Origin of the sequence: Glutamicibacter sp. (genome assembly GCF_050701915.1) — a bacterium.
Taxonomy (GTDB): Bacteria; Actinomycetota; Actinomycetes; order Actinomycetales; family Micrococcaceae; genus Glutamicibacter.
The window spans coordinates 191,137-209,449 of sequence record NZ_JBOGEG010000003.1; the positions used below are offsets into that span (position 1 = coordinate 191,137).

General features: G+C 64.4%; 16 protein-coding genes and 1 pseudogene. 7 read left to right on the forward strand and 10 right to left on the reverse strand.

Features of this window, described 5'->3' with window-relative positions; translation table 11 throughout:
- Positions 1 to 27 precede the first annotated feature (27 nt).
- A complete protein-coding gene (locus ACRDT3_RS04490; protein WP_431491832.1) occupies positions 28 to 1,818 on the forward strand; it encodes an ABC transporter permease subunit in 1,791 nt (596 codons plus the stop codon).
- Between the two features lie 118 nt (positions 1,819 to 1,936).
- Here the strand turns inward: ACRDT3_RS04490 and ACRDT3_RS04495 are convergent, their stop codons facing one another.
- From ACRDT3_RS04495 to arsB, 3 genes are read right to left on the reverse strand one after another with little or no spacing between them, the layout of a single operon-like run.
- Positions 1,937 to 3,364: an FAD-dependent oxidoreductase gene (locus tag ACRDT3_RS04495; protein WP_431491833.1), complete on the reverse strand. Its 1,428-nt coding sequence runs from the start codon at positions 3,362 to 3,364 to the stop codon at positions 1,937 to 1,939.
- Between the two features lie 42 nt (positions 3,365 to 3,406).
- Positions 3,407 to 3,820 (reverse strand): arsenate reductase ArsC, encoded by a 414-nt coding sequence (locus ACRDT3_RS04500; RefSeq protein WP_431491834.1) that lies wholly within the window; start codon positions 3,818 to 3,820, stop codon positions 3,407 to 3,409.
- 11 nt (positions 3,821 to 3,831) lie between these two features.
- On the reverse strand, positions 3,832 to 4,887 hold the full coding sequence (arsB, locus tag ACRDT3_RS04505) for an ACR3 family arsenite efflux transporter (RefSeq protein WP_431491835.1): 1,056 nt from the start codon (positions 4,885 to 4,887) through the stop codon (positions 3,832 to 3,834).
- A 143-nt stretch (positions 4,888 to 5,030) separates the two neighbouring features.
- On the opposite strand from arsB, the gene ACRDT3_RS04510 reads away from it, so the two are divergent.
- Complete coding sequence (locus ACRDT3_RS04510) at positions 5,031 to 5,405, forward strand: ArsR/SmtB family transcription factor (protein WP_431491836.1); 375 nt, start codon at positions 5,031 to 5,033, stop codon at positions 5,403 to 5,405.
- A 29-nt stretch (positions 5,406 to 5,434) separates the two neighbouring features.
- Here the strand turns inward: ACRDT3_RS04510 and ACRDT3_RS04515 are convergent, their stop codons facing one another.
- Together ACRDT3_RS04515 and ACRDT3_RS04520 are read right to left on the reverse strand one after the other, a co-directional pair.
- A complete protein-coding gene (locus tag ACRDT3_RS04515) occupies positions 5,435 to 5,932 on the reverse strand; it encodes an N-acetyltransferase family protein (RefSeq protein WP_431491837.1) in 498 nt (165 codons plus the stop codon).
- A gap of 8 nt (positions 5,933 to 5,940) precedes the next feature.
- Complete coding sequence (locus ACRDT3_RS04520; RefSeq protein ID WP_431491838.1) at positions 5,941 to 6,330, reverse strand: MerR family transcriptional regulator; 390 nt, start codon at positions 6,328 to 6,330, stop codon at positions 5,941 to 5,943.
- 187 nt (positions 6,331 to 6,517) lie between these two features.
- On the opposite strand from ACRDT3_RS04520, the gene ACRDT3_RS04525 reads away from it, so the two are divergent.
- Both ACRDT3_RS04525 and ACRDT3_RS04530 read left to right on the forward strand, forming a co-directional pair.
- Positions 6,518 to 8,041 (forward strand): SulP family inorganic anion transporter, encoded by a 1,524-nt coding sequence (locus tag ACRDT3_RS04525; RefSeq protein WP_431491839.1) that lies wholly within the window; start codon positions 6,518 to 6,520, stop codon positions 8,039 to 8,041.
- A gap of 151 nt (positions 8,042 to 8,192) precedes the next feature.
- Positions 8,193 to 8,486 (forward strand): annotated as a pseudogene (locus tag ACRDT3_RS04530) (transposase); the annotation flags it as partial.
- Between the two features lie 334 nt (positions 8,487 to 8,820).
- On the opposite strand, the gene rhuM reads toward ACRDT3_RS04530, so the two are convergent.
- Positions 8,821 to 9,759, reverse strand: a complete 939-nt coding sequence (rhuM, locus tag ACRDT3_RS04535) for a RhuM family protein (protein ID WP_431491840.1) — start codon at positions 9,757 to 9,759, stop codon at positions 8,821 to 8,823.
- A gap of 376 nt (positions 9,760 to 10,135) precedes the next feature.
- Here rhuM and ACRDT3_RS04540 point away from each other — a divergent pair, with 376 nt between their 5' ends.
- Complete coding sequence (locus tag ACRDT3_RS04540; RefSeq protein ID WP_431491850.1) at positions 10,136 to 11,356, forward strand: CynX/NimT family MFS transporter; 1,221 nt, start codon at positions 10,136 to 10,138, stop codon at positions 11,354 to 11,356.
- A gap of 75 nt (positions 11,357 to 11,431) precedes the next feature.
- Here the strand turns inward: ACRDT3_RS04540 and ACRDT3_RS04545 are convergent, their stop codons facing one another.
- Both ACRDT3_RS04545 and ACRDT3_RS04550 read right to left on the reverse strand, forming a co-directional pair.
- Positions 11,432 to 12,475: a hemolysin family protein gene (locus ACRDT3_RS04545; protein ID WP_431491841.1), complete on the reverse strand. Its 1,044-nt coding sequence runs from the start codon at positions 12,473 to 12,475 to the stop codon at positions 11,432 to 11,434.
- Positions 12,472 to 13,818, reverse strand: a complete 1,347-nt coding sequence (locus ACRDT3_RS04550; RefSeq protein ID WP_431491842.1) for a hemolysin family protein — start codon at positions 13,816 to 13,818, stop codon at positions 12,472 to 12,474. The genes ACRDT3_RS04545 and ACRDT3_RS04550 overlap by 4 nt, the downstream gene beginning before the upstream one ends.
- A 351-nt stretch (positions 13,819 to 14,169) precedes the next feature.
- Here ACRDT3_RS04550 and ACRDT3_RS04555 point away from each other — a divergent pair, with 351 nt between their 5' ends.
- A complete protein-coding gene (locus ACRDT3_RS04555) occupies positions 14,170 to 15,402 on the forward strand; it encodes a glutaminase (protein WP_431491843.1) in 1,233 nt (410 codons plus the stop codon).
- Positions 15,403 to 15,409: 7 nt separating this feature from the next.
- Here ACRDT3_RS04555 and ACRDT3_RS04560 read toward each other — a convergent pair whose 3' ends face one another.
- Both ACRDT3_RS04560 and ACRDT3_RS04565 read right to left on the reverse strand, forming a co-directional pair.
- Positions 15,410 to 17,299 carry a glycerophosphoryl diester phosphodiesterase membrane domain-containing protein gene (locus ACRDT3_RS04560; RefSeq protein WP_431491844.1) on the reverse strand — a complete coding sequence of 630 codons (1,890 nt, stop codon included), beginning with the start codon at positions 17,297 to 17,299 and terminating at the stop codon, positions 15,410 to 15,412.
- 98 nt (positions 17,300 to 17,397) lie between these two features.
- Positions 17,398 to 17,820 carry a hypothetical protein gene (locus ACRDT3_RS04565; RefSeq protein WP_431491845.1) on the reverse strand — a complete coding sequence of 141 codons (423 nt, stop codon included), beginning with the start codon at positions 17,818 to 17,820 and terminating at the stop codon, positions 17,398 to 17,400.
- A gap of 292 nt (positions 17,821 to 18,112) precedes the next feature.
- Between ACRDT3_RS04565 and ACRDT3_RS04570 the strand changes: the two genes are divergently transcribed.
- Positions 18,113 to 18,292 carry a hypothetical protein gene (locus ACRDT3_RS04570; protein WP_431491846.1) on the forward strand — a complete coding sequence of 60 codons (180 nt, stop codon included), beginning with the start codon at positions 18,113 to 18,115 and terminating at the stop codon, positions 18,290 to 18,292.
- Positions 18,293 to 18,313: the final 21 nt, after the last annotated feature.

Below are 18,313 nucleotides of genomic sequence, written 5' to 3' on the forward strand. Positions count from 1 at the left end.
GCCGCAACGCCGATGAACTGGTTCTCCATGAAGGCACGGCAGATCTCCTGGCCGTCCTTCGCATCCTGCCTGCTCAGCGCGCTGGCGCTGCTGCTGGTGGCCGGCGCCCTGCCCTGGCTTTCACGCACCGATCCGGCCGCCGCGGTGCTCCGCGCACGCTACGCCGAGCTGGAACCCACCGAGCAGGCACTGGCCGCCGTGCGCGCGCAGCTGGGCCTGGACCAGGGCCCGCTGGCCACCAGCTTGCACTGGTGGTCCGGGGTGCTGCACGGGGATCTGGGCATCTCCTGGGTCAGCGGGGCAGAAATCGCTGACGGCGTCTGGCGCGCCCTGTCGGTCTCCGCCACGCTCACCGCCTTCGCCACCATCATCGCGCTGGCCGTGGCCTTCGCCCTGGTGCTGCCCGCCGCGCTGCGCGTGCTGCGCAATAAGCAGCATTCCGGGTCCGGGCCGCTGGGCGTGGCACTAACCGCCTTGCCCGAATTCCTGCTGGCCAGCTTGCTGCTGGTGCTGGTGGCGGTGCAGCTGCAATGGCTTCCACCCTACGGGTGGACCGGGCTGGACACCGCGATCCTGCCCGCACTGGCCCTGGGTGTCCCGGCCGGCGGATTGCTGGGCCGGCTGCTGGCCGATGCCATTTCCTCGGTGGCCGCCGAACGCTGGGCCGGGATCTGGCATCTGGCCGGGGCTCCGGCGCCGGTAATCCTCTCGGGGGTGCTGCGCCGGGCAGCCGCCGCGGTCATCGACCAGCTCGGCTTGGTATTCATCGGATTGCTCGGCGGCGCGGTGGCCGTGGAGCAGGTCTTCGCCGTTCCGGGGCTCGGCCGCTACCTGCTCGGGGCGGCCAATGCGCAGGATATTCCCGCATTGCAGGCCGGCCTGCTGCTGATGGCGGCATCGGCGCTGCTGATCGGGATGCTCACCGCAGCGGCCCGGCGCGCACTGCGCGGCGGAACACTTCCCGCCGGGTCGCTGCCGGCCCCGCCCGAGGCGCGCGGCAACGGCAGGATCCAGCGCTGGACCGCGGCCATCACCTGCGCCGCGCTGCTGGCCATCCTGGCTTTCGGCCTGCCGCGCGACCCCTACTCCATCACCTTCCAGCGGCTGCAAGCCCCGGGGGCAGGACTGCCGTTCGGCGCGGATTCCAGCGGACGGGATCTGCTGGCCCGCGTGGCCCACGGAACACTGGGCACGGTGGGCCCGGCACTGCTGATCGTGGCCTGCGCAATCCTGATCGGCCTGCTGCTAGCGGCAGCAGGCGAGATCTCGCGCGGACCGGCGGTGATTGCCAATGCGACTCCGCCGATTCTGGCCGGGGTGATCATCGCGGCCCTGCTGGGCCCGTCGGTGGGCGGTGCGGCACTGGCCGTGCTCTGGGTGAGCTGGCCGCCGCTGGCCACGCATGCCTCATCGCTGCTCGATGAGGCCCGGGCCATGCCGCATATCCGCTGGCTTCCGCTCTCGGGGGTGCCTCGCGGAAGGATCTGGATCCAGCATCTGCTGCCCGCGGTGCTTCCTGCCCTGCTGAGGCACGGGATGCTGCGGCTGCCCGGGGTGGCGCTGGCCTTGGCCGCCCTCGGGTTCCTCGGGCTCGGCGCGCAGCCGCCCACCCCGGAGTGGGGGCTGCTGCTGGCCGAGGGCATCGGCTATGTCGAGCGGGCTCCGTGGACAGCCATCGCCCCGGCCGCCGCACTGGTGCTGACATCCGTCTGCGCGGTGGCACTCGCCGGGATCCCGGTGCCGCAGCGTGCCGGTACCCGAAGCACGGCAGCGCAGCAGGATTCGGCCGCCGGGAACACTCCGGTGCCGGTGAGCTGAAAGCGGGCCCTGCCCGGCCGTGAAGAGAAGAAATGGAGCCTGGGGCAACGCGGAATATTCCGCATTGCCCCAGGCTCCATTGGGTTTTCCGGGGCTATCGACTCATCGCCAAGCTGGCCTAGTGGGCGGCCATTTCGCTGTTTCCGTGCAGCGTTCCGGTGGGCAAGCCCAGGCTCACCGGTTGCAGCGCGCTGCAGCAGTTGGCAGTTTCGGCAGGCTCGGTTCCGCAGGTGGTCTCGCTGGCCGCCGGGGCATCGCAGGAGCCGCCCAGATCCGTGGAGCAGACCCCGGTTTCCGGCAAATCCAGCTCAACCCGCCCTGCCGCATCGGCATCGCCGGACAAGGCGGCGGTAATGGAGCGCACCTGCTCATAGCCGGTAGCCATCAAGAAGGTTGGCGCACGCCCATAGCTCTTCATGCCAACGATGTAGAAGTTCTTTTCCGGGTGCTCCAATTCCTTCTCTCCATGCGCGCTGACCGTTCCGCAGCTGTGGAATTCCGGGTCGATCAACGGCCCCAGCTGGCGCGGGGCTTCAACGCATTCATCCAGATCCAGGCGCAGCTCGGAAAGCATCTGCAGGTCCGGGCGGAAACCGGTGGCAGCGATAATGCGGTCAACGCCCAGCTCGCGTCCATCAGCCAGTGACACGGATAGCTGCTCCCCGGCGCTCATCGAAGCGACGGACACGTTTTCCAGCAGTTCCACATTGCCGTTCTCAACCAGCCGGCGCAGGGACGTGCCCAGCTGGCCCCGGGCTGGAAGCTGGTCAGCAGCTCCCCCGCCGTACAGCCGGATCGGGTTGGCAGCCCCGCGCAATCCCCACTGGATCCGGGTGTCCGGGTACTGCTTCTGCAACCGTCCCAGGGCAATGATGGTGTTCGCCGCCGAATGCCCGGCGCCAAGGACCAGCAATTTCTTGCCTGCAAGCTCTTGCTCATCGGCGCCCAGCGGATCCGGGAGCCCCGAGGCGATGAAGCCCTTCTCGCGCGCTTCGGCTTCGCCGATCGCCTCGATGCCGGCCCGGCCCACCGGGCTGGGCTGGTTCCAGGTGCCGCTGGCATCAACCACGGCACGGCCGAGGATATCCACCAGGCCTCCAGGGGTTTCGGTGCGCACCAGGAACGGTGCGTCTTCGCGGTGCGCGGTGCGGGCCTTGTCGGCACCGCGGCCGTCGGCCAGCACGCGGCTGATCTTCACCACGCGGTTGCCGTAGCGGATGCGCGGTGCCAGTTCCGGGTGGGCGGCCAGCGGCTGGAGGTAGTCGCTGACCAGTTCCCCGCCGGTGGGCAGCTTGGTGATCCGCGGTGCTTCCCAGTCGCCGGCATATCCTTCGCTGGGGGTTTCCAGCAACCGGCGGGCGGCGGCATCAATGTTGAATCGCCACGGGGAGAACAACTTGATGTGGGCCCACTGCGAAATCGCGGCGCCTGCGCTGGCTCCTGCTTCCAGGACGAGCACTTCCTGCCCGCGTTCGCGCAGGTGGGCTGCGGTGGCAAGGCCGATGGGGCCAGCACCGATAACGATGACTGGAAGGTGCTCATGCATGGGTTTCTCCTTGGCTGCTGGAATTCTCGAAGCGGGCTGCGCCTAGCTGGCTGGCAGCAATTCGGCGATGAGGTTCTCGATCCGGGCACGGATTTCATCGCGGATTGGGCGCACGCCTTCTACGCCCTGGCCTGCGGGGTCTTCCAGCTTCCAGTCTTCGTAGCGCTTGCCCGGGAAGAATGGGCAGGCATCTCCGCAGCCCATGGTGATTACCACATCGGAGTCCTGCACGGCTTCGGTGGTCAGCACCTTGGGGATTTCCGCGGACATGTCGATGCCGACTTCTGCCATGGCTTCAACGGCGGACGGGTTGACCGATTCGGCAGGGGCGGAACCGGCCGAGCGGACCTCGATCCGCCCTTCGGACAGGTGGGAGAGGAAGGCGGCGGCCATCTGGGATCGTCCTGCGTTGTGCACGCAGACGAAGAGGACCGAAGGCTTTTCGATAGCAGTCATGAGTGTTTTCCTTAGGCAGAAGTAGCGGGAGCCTTGGCAGCTGGGAAGAATTTCCGGGACCACAGGGCCACGTAGACCAGGGCGACGAGGATTGGCACCTCGATCAGCGGGCCGACCACGCCGGCCAGGGCCTGGCCGCTGGTGGCGCCGAAGGTGGCGATGGCTACCGCGATGGCCAGCTCGAAGTTGTTGCCGGCTGCGGTGAAGGCCAGGGTGGTGGTGCGCGGGTAGCCCAGCTTCAGCCAGTGCCCGATGAGCATTCCGGCGCCGAAGACCACCACGAAGTAGGTCAGCAGCGGGATGGCCATGCGCAGCACGTCCAGGGGCTTGGAGATGATGTTATCGCCCTGCAGCGCGAAGAGCAGCACGATGGTGAACAGCAATCCGTACAGTGCCCACGGACCGATTTTCGGCAGGAATCTGCCCTCGTACCAGTCGCGGCCCTTGGCCTTTTCGCCCAGGGTGCGGGTCAGGTAGCCGGCCACCAGCGGGATGCCCAGGAAGACCAGCACCGAAGCGGTGATCGCGGCAATGGAGAATTCGGCACTAGTGGTTTCCAAGCCCAGCCAGGATGGCAGCAGCTGCAGGTAAAACCAGCCCAGGGCGCCGAAGGCGATGACCTGGAACACGGAGTTGATGGCCACCAGCACGGCGGCCGCTTCGCGGTCCCCGCAGGCCAGGTCATTCCAGATGAACACCATGGCGATGCAGCGGGCCAGCCCCACGATGATCAGCCCCGTGCGGTATTCGGGCAGGTCGGCCAGGAAGATCCAGGCCAGGGCGAACATGAATGCCGGGGCGAGGACCCAGTTGATCACCAGGGAGGTGATCATCAGCTTCTTATCGGCCAGCACGCGGCCGGTTTCGTTGTAGCGCACCTTGGCCAGCACCGGATACATCATGACCAGCAGGCCGATGGCGATGGGCACCGAGACCCCGGCCACGGTGAAGCGGTCCAGCAATGCACCCAGCTGCGGGAAGATGCGGCCCAGCCCCAGGCCGACGGCCATGGCCAGCAGGATCCACAGGGCCAGGTAGCGGTCCAGGAAGGAAAGTTTTGCCGCCACGGGGGCAGTGTCTAGCGCAGGCGCGGGTGCCACTGAATCATCACTCCAAGAATAGACATCGACGATTATCGATGTTTTGAGTATGATGAAACATATCGACGTTTGTCAATCTCTGGCGTCAGCCAAGAAAAGAGCCGAGGTCCGTGAGCACAGCCACCGTGAACCCTGCCGGCGGGAATTCCGCCGCGCCAGCAGCCGATGCCTGCTGCGCGCCATCGCAGGGAGAGGCAATCCTGAAGGCCGAGGAAGCCGAAGCACTGGCACTGCGCTTCAAGGCGCTGAGCGATCCCAACCGCCTGCGCATCCTGTCCATTGTCTCCACCAGCGAGGCGGCCGAGACGTGCGTCTGCGACCTGTCCGAGCCGCTGGGCCTCAAGCAGCCTACCGTCTCCCACCACCTGAAAATCCTGGTGGATGCCGGGATCCTGCACCGCGAAAAGCGCGGAGTATGGGCCTACTTCTCCGTGGTCCCCGGCGCCCTGGAATCCCTGGGCTCCAGCCTGGCACCCAAGGGCTAGGCCGCAGACCCACCTGGGCAGGGCGCTACCTAGAGCCTGAGCTCATACAGGACGGTATCCAGCCATTGCCCCGCCACTGCCCCTCGGGCACCCCGGGCAATCCGCTCGCGCCGGCCAACCTCGCGGAACCCTGCCTTGGCATGCAGCGCCCTGCTGGCTTCGTTGCCGGCAATGACGGCCGACTGCACCATCCAGTAATCTTCTTTCCTTGCCCGGGCGATCAGCTCGGCCAGCAGCCGGGCGCCAACGCCGCATCCGGCATAATCCGGATCAATGTACACGGAGTGCTCCACCACGCCGCGGTAGGCCGGGCGGGCCGAAACCGGGCTGGCTGCAGCCCAGCCGAGAACCTTGGCATCGGGCGCAATGGCCACCAGCGACAATGCAGGAATTTTCGCCGCGAAGAACTTCTCGCGTGCCGGCACCTCGGATTCGAAGGTGGCCAGGCCGGTCTCGATGCCGCTGGCATAGATGCGGGCGATATCCGCCCAGTGGTTCTGCGCCATCGCGGCTAAGCGGATCTCCATGCTTCCGCCTACTTGGTGCGAAGATCCGCGATGAAGGACTCGGCGCGCTGCAAGTTCAGCGCGAGCTTGTCGCGCTTGGCGCTGGCGCGCCGGGTGTAGTCATCGAGCTTGGCCCGGGCGACGGAGTCCAGCGGATCTGCCGCGAGCGCGTCCACCGCGTCAAGCAGCTCCCCCATTTCCTCCAGCGAGAAGCCCAGCGGCTTCATCGAGCGGATCACCAGCATGCGGGCCAGATCCGAGTCGGTATAGATCCGGAAACCGCCTTCGCTGCGGGTGCTCGCCGGCAGCAACCCCACCTCGTCGTAGTGGCGGATGGTGCGATGCGACAGGCCGGTGGCCTCGGCCATGTCACCGATATGCATCGAACCGCCTGCACCTTCGGTCTTCGCTTGATCCATGAACTTCTCCGTTTCCTCCAATTACAACCCTACCCTTACGTTAGGTTAGAGTTATATTCGACGGCATCAGGTCTACGACCGCTCCGGCAGCTCTTGCCTCGTCTGCGGCGCAATGATGCCCATCCCATGAATTCTACGCACTGCACGTGCCCCACGCTTACTGGCTTGAAACGAAGGGAGCTCATCCATGAGCACCAGCACCACAGCGGATCCTTCCGCACTGAGTCCCACCGAGCGCCAATCGGTATTGCGCACCCTGAAATCACCGCGGCTGCTGAAAACAGAGGTGCTGGCAGGCCTGGTCGTGGCCCTGGCCCTGATCCCCGAGGCCATCGCCTTCTCCATCATCGCCGGAGTTGACCCGCGCATCGGGCTCTTCGCCTCCTTCACCATGGCCGTCTCCATTTCCTTCTTCGGCGGACGCCCCGCGATGATCTCCGCGGCCACCGGCGCCATCGCACTGGTCATCGCACCGCTGGTAGCCAGCCACGGCACCGACTACTTCATCGCCGCAGTCATCATGGCCGGCATCTTCCAGGTCATCCTGGCCCTGCTGGGCGTGGCCAAGCTGATGCGCTTCATCCCCCGCCAGGTCATGGTCGGATTCGTCAACGCGCTGGCCATCTTGATCTTCCTCTCCCAACTCCCCGAGCTGCTCGGCGTACCCTGGCTGGTCTACCCGCTGGTGGCCCTGGGCCTGCTGATCGTCTTCGGCCTGCCCAAGCTGACCACCGCCATCCCCGCCCCGCTGGTGGCCATCGTGGTGCTGACGCTGATCACCGTATTCGCCTCGGTTGCCGTACCCACCGTGGGCGACAAGGGCCAGCTGCCCGAGTCCCTGCCAACACCGTTCTTCCCGGATATCCCGCTGAACCTCGAAACCCTGCAGGTGCTCTTCCCCTACGCACTGGCCATGGCCTTCGTCGGCCTGCTCGAGTCCTTGATGACCGCCAAGCTGGTCGATGACGTCACCGACACCCACTCGAACAAGACCCGCGAATCCTGGGGCCAGGGCGCGGCGAATATCATCACCGGCTTCTTCGGCGGCATGGGCGGCTGCGCGATGATCGGCCAGACCATGATCAACGTCAAGGCCTCCGGGGCACGCACCCGCATCTCCACCTTCCTGGCCGGCAGCTTCCTGCTGATCCTGGTCGTGGCCCTCGGCGACATCGTGGCGCTGATCCCGATGGCCGCACTGGTCGCGGTAATGATCTTCGTCTCCATCACCACCTTCGACTGGCACAGCATCCGCCCCTCCACGCTGCGCATGATGCCCAAGAGCGAAACCACCGTCATGCTCATCACCGTGGCTTTCACGGTCGCCACCCACAACCTGGCCATCGGCGTCGGGGTGGGCGTGCTCACCGCCATGGTTCTCTTCGCCAACCGCGTGGCCCACCTGGTGACCGTAACCCGCAGCGTCGAGGAGCACTTCGGCGAGAAGATCGCCAAGTATGTGGTCAACGGGGAATTGTTCTTCGCCTCCTCCAACGACCTGTACACGCAATTCAACTACGCCGAAGACCCGCAGAGCATCGTCATCGACATGTACCAGTCCCATCTGTGGGACGCCTCCACCATCGCGGCCCTGGACTCCATCACTGACAAGTACGCAAAGTATGGCAAGAACGTCGAGATCGAGGGCCTTAATACCGCCAGCCTGAAGATGCGCGAGCGCCTGGGCGGAAAGCTCGGCGGCGGGCACTAGTGTAGTTTGCCGTTTCACCACGGGAAAACTCGGCCTTTGTCAGCATCGTCGAGAAAAAGCAGGTCCAAGCCTCGTCGCCCAACTACCCAGTTGAACCGTCGGGACCTGCGAAGCCGACACAACAGACCCACGGCTAGAATGCCATAGCACCACGACACTGTTCGTGGCATTGGATGTGCTCACGGGAAAGCTCATCGCGAGCAAGTTCTGCCAAGAGCACGCGAGCGTGGTTTTCGTGGATTTCCTGCATCAGGTCGTCGACTCGAATTTGGAGGTGGAATTGCGTGTCATCTGCGATAACCTCGCAACGCCTAAGCAGTTGAACGTAAAGGACTGGTTGGCGAAGATTGCGCGGATGGCCATGCATTTCACTCCGACCAATTGTTCATGGTTGAACATGGAGGAGATATTCCGTGGAATCATCACACGCCCGCACCCGAAGTGATCGAATCTCCAGTCGAATACAGGGTAGGAAGATGCCTTGGTCCGGAATTTCGAAAAGTGCAACGATGGTGCGAAACCGGTCTAGTTTATAAAACCCTCTGGTTGAGGGCTGGGTAAGATGGCGCGCAGGCGCAGGCAAGTGATGAATCGATAGCTGAAACCCGAACCAATGATTAACACGGAGCGTTATCCTTGCTTCCGATGGGGATAGAAGGCGAACTAGGTCGCACGAGCGTGCAGATAACCGGGGGATTATTCTGCTGTCTCGCTGATTGGCATGCGGTGTTCCCTGACGTGTTGCCAGCAGCATGTGTGCGGATTCTTCTCCGGCTGCTTCATCGTCCGGTTTCAATCATCTTGACGATCAGGGAAATCATCAAGTCCTTTTCTTTCGGGTCGCTGCTTGCGACGAGAAGGGTAATGGCTGCCAGCGCATTGCTTGTCACCTGGGCGTAGCCATCTTCATTGTAAAGAAGTCCATTGCGTGCCAGGAAGGAAACGAAAAGGGCGGCGGCGCTGCGCTTGTTGCCGTCAGCCAGCGGATGGTCCTTGACCACGAAGTACAGCAGGTGCGCAGCTTTCTCCTCCACCGTCTGATAGAGATCATCTCCTCCAAAGCCTTGATACACGGCGGCGATGATCCCTTCAAGGGCGTCGCCGCGTTCCCGGCCAGCGAGAGTGTCGCTGGGGAATTCGGCGGCGACCTTAGCAATGACAGCTCGTGCCTCGGCTAAAGTCAGTTCCCAAGTAGGGATGACACTCGGCGACGTGGTCACAGAGCCTTCGTCATAGTCGTGCAACAGCACCAGACCTGGCAGGTATGCGCTGACGAGTTCAGCAATACCGGATGCCAACTGGTCTGATGATCGTGAGAGGATGGTGAACACTTGGCCGAGCTCGGCCAACCGGCGCTCGTTGACTGCTGAACCTTTAAGCACGTAGTCACTGAGCACATCGTTCGACCATCGTCGGAAATGTATACCCTCGCGTGATTTCACGCGGTAGCCGACTGACAAGATCATGTCCAGATTGTAGTGCTCTACCTGATAGGTCTTGCCGTCTGCGGCAGTTGTCGCAAAATTTGCGACAACTGGGATTCCCTCGAGTTCTTCACGTCGAGCATTGGAAATATGCTTGCCGATAGTTTTCACATCGCGGCCAAACAGTGTGGCCATCTGCTGTCGATTCATCCACACAGTTTTGCTTTCGGAATCAACTCCGATTTCCAATACGACGTCTCCGGATGCGGACTCGTAAAGCTCGATGCTGTTCAATTCGTATGTCCTTTCAGGGAACACGCTTTGCTCTAATGCTATGCGGTGGGCCGCGAATCATCGTGGCTCGATCAATCCGATTCCGCAATCTGGCATTCAGCAGTCTTGGGCTTGAACTACTGAATGGAAACGTCTGGCCCCGGGGTATTCGCAGCAACCGCATGAGCAGTGAGCACTTGCTGATGCTGTTCCAAGGGCGGAATCAAACCACCAGATAGCTGCCTCCAACGTCCATGGCAGCACAACTGGGGAACCACACCCATTCCCATTCATTGACACATACGTAGGCACTGCGCTTCCCGCGTGCCACAATCCCTAGAGGACAACAGCGCTTTGCACCGGCTAGCGCGTCCATCGCGAGGAGGCGGTAGTGGCAATGGAAGCCAAAATGGAGCAGGTCCAGCAGCGTACCAATGCGGCCTGGATCATCATCGTGGCTTCCGGCGTGATGGCCGGCCTGCACATCTGGAAGCTCTCCCCCGCGTTGACCGTTATCCAGGACGAATTGGGCTTCTCGCTGATTTTCTCCGGCGTGTTGCTGGGCGTGGTCCAGGTAGCTGGCATGGCCGGCGGCCTGGCCGTTTCCCTGCTGTCGGAAGTCATCTCCCAGCGCCGCACGCTGATCCTCGGCTTGCTGCTGCTGGTGCTGGGCAGTGCGCTGGGTGCCTTGGCTCCCAGCGCGCCGCTGCTGCTGGCCACCCGCATCCTGGAAGGGGCAGGCGTCATCATGGCCACCGTCATGGGGCCGGGACTGGTGCGGCTCCATGCCCCCATCCGGAACCTGAATATGGCCGTGGGGTGGTGGGCCGCGTACATGGGCATGGCCACCTTCATCGGGGTCTTCTCCACCGCGCTGGCGCTCCAGCACCTGTCATGGCACCTGTGGTGGGGCATCCTCGCGTTCATCACCCTGCTGCCGATTCCGCTGATCCTGAAATTCGTGGGCGCGGATGAACCCTCTGGTTCGGCGGCCCTGCGCGAGGCCGCCAAGCGCATCGCCATCACCGCCCGGGCATCGCGCGTGTGGATCAGCGGCCTTATTTTTGGCTGCTATACGGTGCAATGGATGGCCGTAGTGGGGTTCCTGCCCACAATCTACGAGGAATTCGGCCTGGATCCGGTGGCCGGTGGTTTGGCTTCCGCCGTGGTGGGAGGGCTGAACGCGGTGGGCGCGATCATCTGCGGCGGGCTGCTCCACCGTGGCGCCAATGGGCGCACGCTGCTGATTGCCGGCTTCGCGCTGATGTCCCTAGCATCGTTCTTGACCTTTGCCTTCGACTATCCGCCCCGCCTGCTGTGGATCCAGATGATCTGCGTTGGCTTCTTCTCCCTGACCGGCGCCGCCATCCCGACCACCATGACCCGCGTGGTGGTCGATCTGGCTCCGCCCGGCGGCTCGGCCCCGGCGTCGATGGGCTTGACCCAGCAGATCTTCAATATCGGTAATTTCACCGGCCCGATGCTTCTTGCATCCATGGCGACAATCACCGGCGGCTGGAATGCCACCTGGTGGATGACGGCAGGCTTCGCACTGCTCGGGGTATTGCTGACCTTGCTGCTCTCACGCAAGAACTCGCCTTTCGCCAAGGCGCATTAGTCCCCGGGGCCAGAATGGGCCGAAGGCAGGACGGAATCCCGTCCTGCCTTCGGCCCATGCACTGCGCAGCGGCGGCTAGCGCGTGCTGCGGCGCTCGTCCCTGATCTGGCCGACCAGTTCTGCGAGCATGTCCTCCAGGGTCACCATTCCGGTGACCTTGCCCGTTTCGCCATCGCGCACGAGCGCCAGGTGGGCGCCGGAGAGCTGCATTTCCTGCAACGCGGTGCGCACGCTTTGCTGCTGGCCGAAGGACGGGAGCGCGCGGATACCGCTGCGCTGCAGCGGCTGCATCCTGGCCTGCGCGTCGGCGCCCAGCACATCCTTGACGTGGACATACCCCACCGGGGCTCCGTCCGCATCCACCAGCGGGAAGCGAGAGAAGCCGTGCGCGGCCGCCGACTCGATATCCGCCACCGTGCAATCCACCGGCAAGGTCTGCACCTCATCGAAGCTGATTGCCACCGATTCGATGCTCCGGGCATCGAAGTGCAAGGCGCCCATCAGCAGCTGCTCGTCATGCTCGTCCAGGATGCCGCCCTCCCGCGATTCGGCCACCATGGAAGAGACCTCATCACGGGTGAAGGTGCTGGCCACCTCGTTCTTCGGAGCCACCCCGAAGATCCGCAGGACCAGGTTGCCCATGGCGTTCATCAGCCACAGCACCGGGCGGAGGATCCTGACCAGGATCACCATGCTCGGGCCCAAGGCCAGCGCCATGCGCTCCGGGCCGGCCAAGGCCATGTTCTTGGGCACCATCTCGGCGAGCACCACGTGCAGGTAGGTCACCGCGATCAGCGCAATCGCGTAGGACAGCGCATCGATCATGCCCTCCGGGATCCCGATGGCTTCGAAGGGCCCGGCGACCGCGTACTTCACCAGCGGCTTGGTGACATAGCCCAGGGCCAGCGAGCACACGGTGATGCCCAGCTGGGCGCCGGCCATCACCAGGGAGACGTTCTCGATGGCCCACAGGGTCATCTTGGCGCTGCGGCTGCCCTCCATCGCCTTGGGCTCGATGATGCTCCGGCGCGCTGAGATCAGTGCGAACTCGGCGCCGACAAAGTAGAAGTTCGCCGCGAGCAGCAGGATCGTGACAAGAATTCCGATAAGATCGCTCATCGCGCGGCTTCTCCTTCTTCATGTTCGGCCACTGCCACATCGACGGAGGCGATCCGCTGCTGGTCGGTGGCGTGGATCGTGAATTCCAGTTTCTTGCGCGGCCCGCCCGGCACGCCGGGGACCACGAGGCTGACCACGTCGCCCACCTCGCCGAACTTGCCCAGCTGCACGGTCAGCAACCCTGCCAACGTCTCATAGTCCGAGTCCTCGGGGATCTGGCAGCCCAGCAGCTCGCTGGCCTCATCCGGGCGAAGGGCCGCATCCAGGCGCCAGGAATTCGCGGAGAGGACCTGGATGCTCGAATCCGCAGGGTCATGCTCGTCGCGCACTTCCCCAACGATTTCTTCCACGAGGTCTTCCAAGGTCAGCATCCCGGCGACATCGCCGGTCTCATCGATCAGCACCGCCAGCTGCAGTCCGCCGCCTCGCAGCTGGTCCATCAGCTCATCGAGTTCGATGGTGTCCGGGACCAGCAGGGCATCTTGGGCGTAGTCCCCCACGCCAGCCTGTGCGCGTTGCCCATAGGGGACCGAGAGCAAGGCGCGGATATGCACCAGGCCCAGCACCCGGTGGCCGTTCTCGGCCACCAGCGGAAAGCGCGAATGTCCGGTGCGCGCGGCCAGTTCCAGCACTTCGTTCACGCTCTGCTGCGCGGTCACCGTGACCATCCGGGATCGGAGCGTCATCACGTCGTGGCCACGGCGGTTGCCGAAGGCCACCGTCCGGCGCAGCATCTGAGCGGTTTCCTCAGGCAGCACGCCCTCGCGGGCCGAGTGCCCCACCAGTGCGACGAGCTCCTCGGCGGATCGGGTCGAGGCCAGCTCCTCCTGGGGCTCGATGCCGAAACGGCGGACAATCCAGTTCGCGTTGCCGTTGAAGAATGCCAGGAAGGGCTTGGTCATGGTGCTGAACCCGCGCTGGAAGCCCACCACTGCCTTGGCGGTTTCAAAGGGCTTGGCAATGGCCAGGTTCTTGGGAACCAATTCGCCAAAGACCATGGTCAGGATCGTGGCCAGGACCAGCGCAATGGCAATGGAGACCGTGCGGGCCAGGGCTTCGTCGAGGCCGAACTCCTGCAGCGGGCCAACTACGAGGGCCGCGATAGCGGGCTCGGCCAGGAAGCCGATGCCCAGGTTGGTCAGGGTGATACCCAGCTGGGCACCCGAGAGCTGGGTGGACAGGGTGCTCATGCCCTTGAGAACGCCAGCGGCACGGCGGTCGCCGTCGGCGGCGGCTTGCTTGACCTGGTTCCGATTGACCGTGATCAACGCGAATTCTGCGGCTACGAAGAGTCCGCATCCGAGAATGAGGAGCACGGCCAAAGCCAGAGAGATCCATTCCATTATCTACACCCCCTGTCCTGCGGTGCCTGTCCGGCTTTCCTGCCGGGCAGAGGGTTGAATCGATCGGACCTACTGTCGCCTGAAGCGTCCATCATTCCCTTCCGAGCGGAGTATCTTCCTCCGCCCTACTGTGTTCCAATCATTATCCAGCACCCTGCCTGCCGTTTTGCTTGAACCGTACATTTGTTTGCCAGATCCCCGGCATCTGCATAGAAAATTCACAAGATCTCCGCCGTCCGGGCCCCAGAGGCAGCGCAACGTGCCAACCGAAACAGGCTTCGGGGCGCTAGATTGGAAACAGCACTGGCAAGGCTGGAACTGAATTCCGATCCGATACCGAGGAATGGCACCATGCAGAATCCGATTCCCGATTACCTGAACGAAGTGCTCGACGCGCTGCGCGATGACACCACCGGCGAGCGCGCCGGCTACATTCCCGAGCTGGCCGACGCCAACCCGGATTTCTTCGCCCTGGCCGTGACCACCGCCATGGGCAGCACCTACACCGCCGGGGATTCCGGGGCCGAGTTCACAATCCAGTCCATTTCCAAGCCCTTCGCCTACGCAGCGGCCATCATGGACCGCGGGCTGGAGCATGTGCTGGAATACATCGGGGTGGAGCCTTCCGGCGAGGCCTTCAATGAGCTGTCGCTGGAAGCTGGCACCAACCGGCCGAAGAACCCGATGATCAATGCCGGGGCCATTGCCGCCCACGGACTGCTGGTCGGCGCCGACGCCACCGGCGAGCAGCGGGTGCAGCGGGTGGTGGAGCTGTTCTCGGCCCTGGCCGGGCGCCAGCTGCGCATCGACGAAGAAGTGTTCGGCTCGGAGCTGGGCACCGCGGACCACAACCTGTCCATGGCCCACATGCTGCGCAAGCACGGGATCATCGCCGATGACCCGCATGAGGTGGTCACCGGCTACACCCGCCAGTGCTCCATCCTGGTCACCGTGGCGGACCTGTCGGCCATGGCCGCCACCTTGGCCAATGGCGGGGTGCAGCCGTGCACGCACGATCGGATCATGGACGAGGCCACGGCCCGCCAGGTCATGTCGGTGATGGCGGTGGCCGGAATGTACGACGGAGCCGGCGACTGGCTGACCCGGGTGGGCATCCCGGCCAAGAGCGGGGTGGCCGGCGGACTGGTGGGCGTGCTGCCTGACCAGGTGGGCATCGGCGCGTTCTCGCCCCGGCTGGATTCACACGGCAACAGCCAGCGGGCGCGGCGGGCCTTCGAGCGGCTGTCCACGGACATGGGCATGCACCTGCTGGCCCCGAGCCATGGCCGGCTCGATGTCATCGACGTGCAGCGCGGCGGCACGCGCGAAACCTTCTACCTGCAGGGCAACGTGCAATTCACCGCGGCTGCCGAACTGCTGGATATCATGTCCGAGTCGCGCTTCGACGGCGAGGTGCACGTGGATATTTCCCGGGTCTTCTCCTTCACCGATGTGGCCCGGAGAATGACCCTGGAAGGGCTGCGCCGGATGCGCAACGAGGGCCGGCGGGTGTTCTTGCATGATCCGCTGCAATCCCTGGCAGACCCGAATCTGGGCGACGGCACCTACCCGGAAACCCCGTAGCCCGCACTCAGCGGAAGATGTCCAGGTACGCCAGCGCGGATCCCACCCGGTATTTCGAGGCGGGGTTATTCGCCACCAGGGCGCGGTCATGCAGCGCCAGCTCCACGCTGTCGGTGACGATGCCATCCACGCCGATGCCCAGCAGCTCGCGGATGGTGGACTCGTCGTTCACCGTCCAGACGTGGACTTCCTTGCCCCGCGAGTGCGCTTGGGCGAGCAGCTCCTGGCTGAAGGATGCCTGCTCCAGGGTGTAGAAATCGCCCTTGGTTTGCGGCAGCCCGCCCGCGCTCAGCGCCACGGTGAGCCCTACCCGCAGTTCGGGACGCCAGCGCTTCATCTGGTTGACCACCGAGGGGGTGAGGCAGTGGTAGATGTTCTGCGCGGTGGTCCCGGTGGCATCGAGCTCATCGAGGAACCGCTGCAGGTAGCCCTTGGATTCATGCCCGGTGACCTTCAGTTCCACGAGCACCTGGATGCCCAGCTCCTGCGCGTGCAGCAGGTATTCGCGCATCGTGGGAATCCGGTCGGCCATGCCGCCTTCGCGGACGGTTACCTGCCGGATTTCGGCCAGGGTCATCTCGTGGATGTTCTTGTTGATCCCGGCCAGCACGAGCAGGTTGGTGTCATGGCTGGCCACGAAGTGCCCGTCCTTGGTCTCCTGGAAGTCGGCTTCGACGATGTCGGCCTGGTGGTCCGCCGCGGCTTGGAGGCCGCCCAGGGTGTTTTCCACGCCTCCGGCCGAGTAGCCGCGGTGCGCGATGATCTTCGCGTCTTCGGCGCGGTACGCGGTATGCCCCATGGCCGGCGCGGCGTAGAAGCTGGCGGAGAACACCAGGGCCGCGGCCAGCAGTCCGGCCGAGGCACGGGTAGCCTTCGCCCGGGTGCTCGGTCGCGTACGCGCGCGTTCCTCCAGCGTGACGGGCAACCCCAGGTTCTCGCGGCACAGGGCGGCCAGCACCTGGAGCGCCACGACGGTGGAAGCGCCGATGACCAGGAACCCGAGGATATGCCCGAGCCCGATGCACAGGGTCGCGATCACCGCGGCGGTATCGGCGTCCACCATGGTATCGGCCAGGTCCGAGGCCCAGATCAGGGCCTCGGCCATGAGCGAAGCCCCCAGCGCCGCGGCGCCCAGCGGGATGCCGATCAGCAGCAGGTAGCGCAGCGAGTTCTTGTGCGTCGCCTTCAGGCTCCCGCCCAAGGCGGCCAGCGGATTCTTCTGCCCGATGACCAGCAGCGGCAGGGTCAGCACCAGGCGCAGGTTCACGTAGATGATTGCACCGATCATCAGGGCATAGATCCCGATACTCAGCGGAGCCTTGAGATACTCGCGGGTGACGAATGGCGGGATGGCGACCCCGTCAATGAGCACCGATGACAGGCCCAGTCCGCCCAGCGGAAGCGCCAGGAAGAAGTACACGAGCATCAGCGGCGAGGGATACCTGAGCAATCTGGCCATGCAGCCGATGGTGTCCCGGGCCAGGGCCTTCACATCCGGGGGCATGCCCGATTGCTGGCGGTTGGCCATGACCATGAGCGCCACGAACTGCAACCCCACGGCGGCCAGGGCAATGACGGCGATGGCCACCAGAAGCAGGACCGAGACGGGGTGGGAGAGGATGTCCGCATAGGTGCGGTCGGTGATGTTGGTGAGGTTGCTGGCCTGAAGCGCACGTCCGAAAAGGTACTTGATCGCCGGCAGGACCATGAAGCCGTTGATCGACTGGAGAATCGCGATCACGGACAAGTACCGCCAGACCCGGGCATGGCCCAGCTTCAGGACCCGGACCAGGAAGGTCGCCGTCTCGGCGGCCTTCGGCCGGCTCCCGGCGAACAGGCTCGACCGGGCAGAAGCAGCAGCCAGGCCGCTTTTCCCTGAGCTTGTTGCCTTGTCCACTTCTTAAGTCCCCGTTCCCGGCAGCTGTCGATCATGTAGCCGCCGTCTTCCATTTTATCCTTGCAACCCCCCTGCCCGGTTGCGCGCTTGTCCAGCTCCTATTTGCCGGAGAAGGCCGGGGTCGTGGCCGAGCATTCCACCGGTTCCCCCGTGGCACCTGTGCGCGCGGCGATTTCCTTCGTTCCATCGAGCAGGATCCGGCAGGTGGCTGTGGCCCCCTTGGCCGGGGTGGCCGTAAGCGAGGCATCCGTTTCAGCGGTGATGATGCTTTCCACCGACCAGGTTGCCCGGCTCGGGTCCTTGCTGTCCGGAACCCACACGGCCTCAGAAACGTCCACGATGGTGCCGGGTTCGCCGCGCTTCGCGGATTCCAGGTAGGACACGGCAGGCAGCTGGCCCGTCGCACCGGTGACCTCGATTTCGTAGGTCACCGACCAGGCATCGGAGGTGGCCTTGTCCCAGGAATCAACTGCCCCGCACCCGGTGGCGCCAAGTACCAGCGCAAGCGGCCAGGCAGCCATGGCAATCCTGGCGGAATTTCGTGATGGCATTGATACAGCGGTGCGGTGCATAGTGGGCCTTTGCTAAGTCGCTTGAGCAGATGTTCTCTTCATTTCCACTCTAGATCCTGGCGTGCCTGCAGTGCATGGCAACAGCGAATGACATTTGCCCGGTTGCCTCCTCCCCAAGTAGGAGAAGCGCTGGCCTAGGCTCACCCTTGCGCATTGGGCAGCCGGCGGTTCCCGGGGATACTGGCCGGTTCTGTGCTTTGTTGCTACGGTAGCCTTCCCAGCCATAGGAAGGGGGCGTTTGATGACAATTCATCCAGATGTTCGCAGCCGAAGGGGACCAGGAGCCGTACCGGACATCGTTTCGGACCCGGCTCTCTCGGACCAAATCGGATATGACTGGACCGATGAAGGCGGCGCTACGCCGCTGGGCCCGGCCACCGGCAACCTGCCGGTGATCACCGAGCGCCCCATCGCCAACTGATGCACCATGCACAGGCGGCCC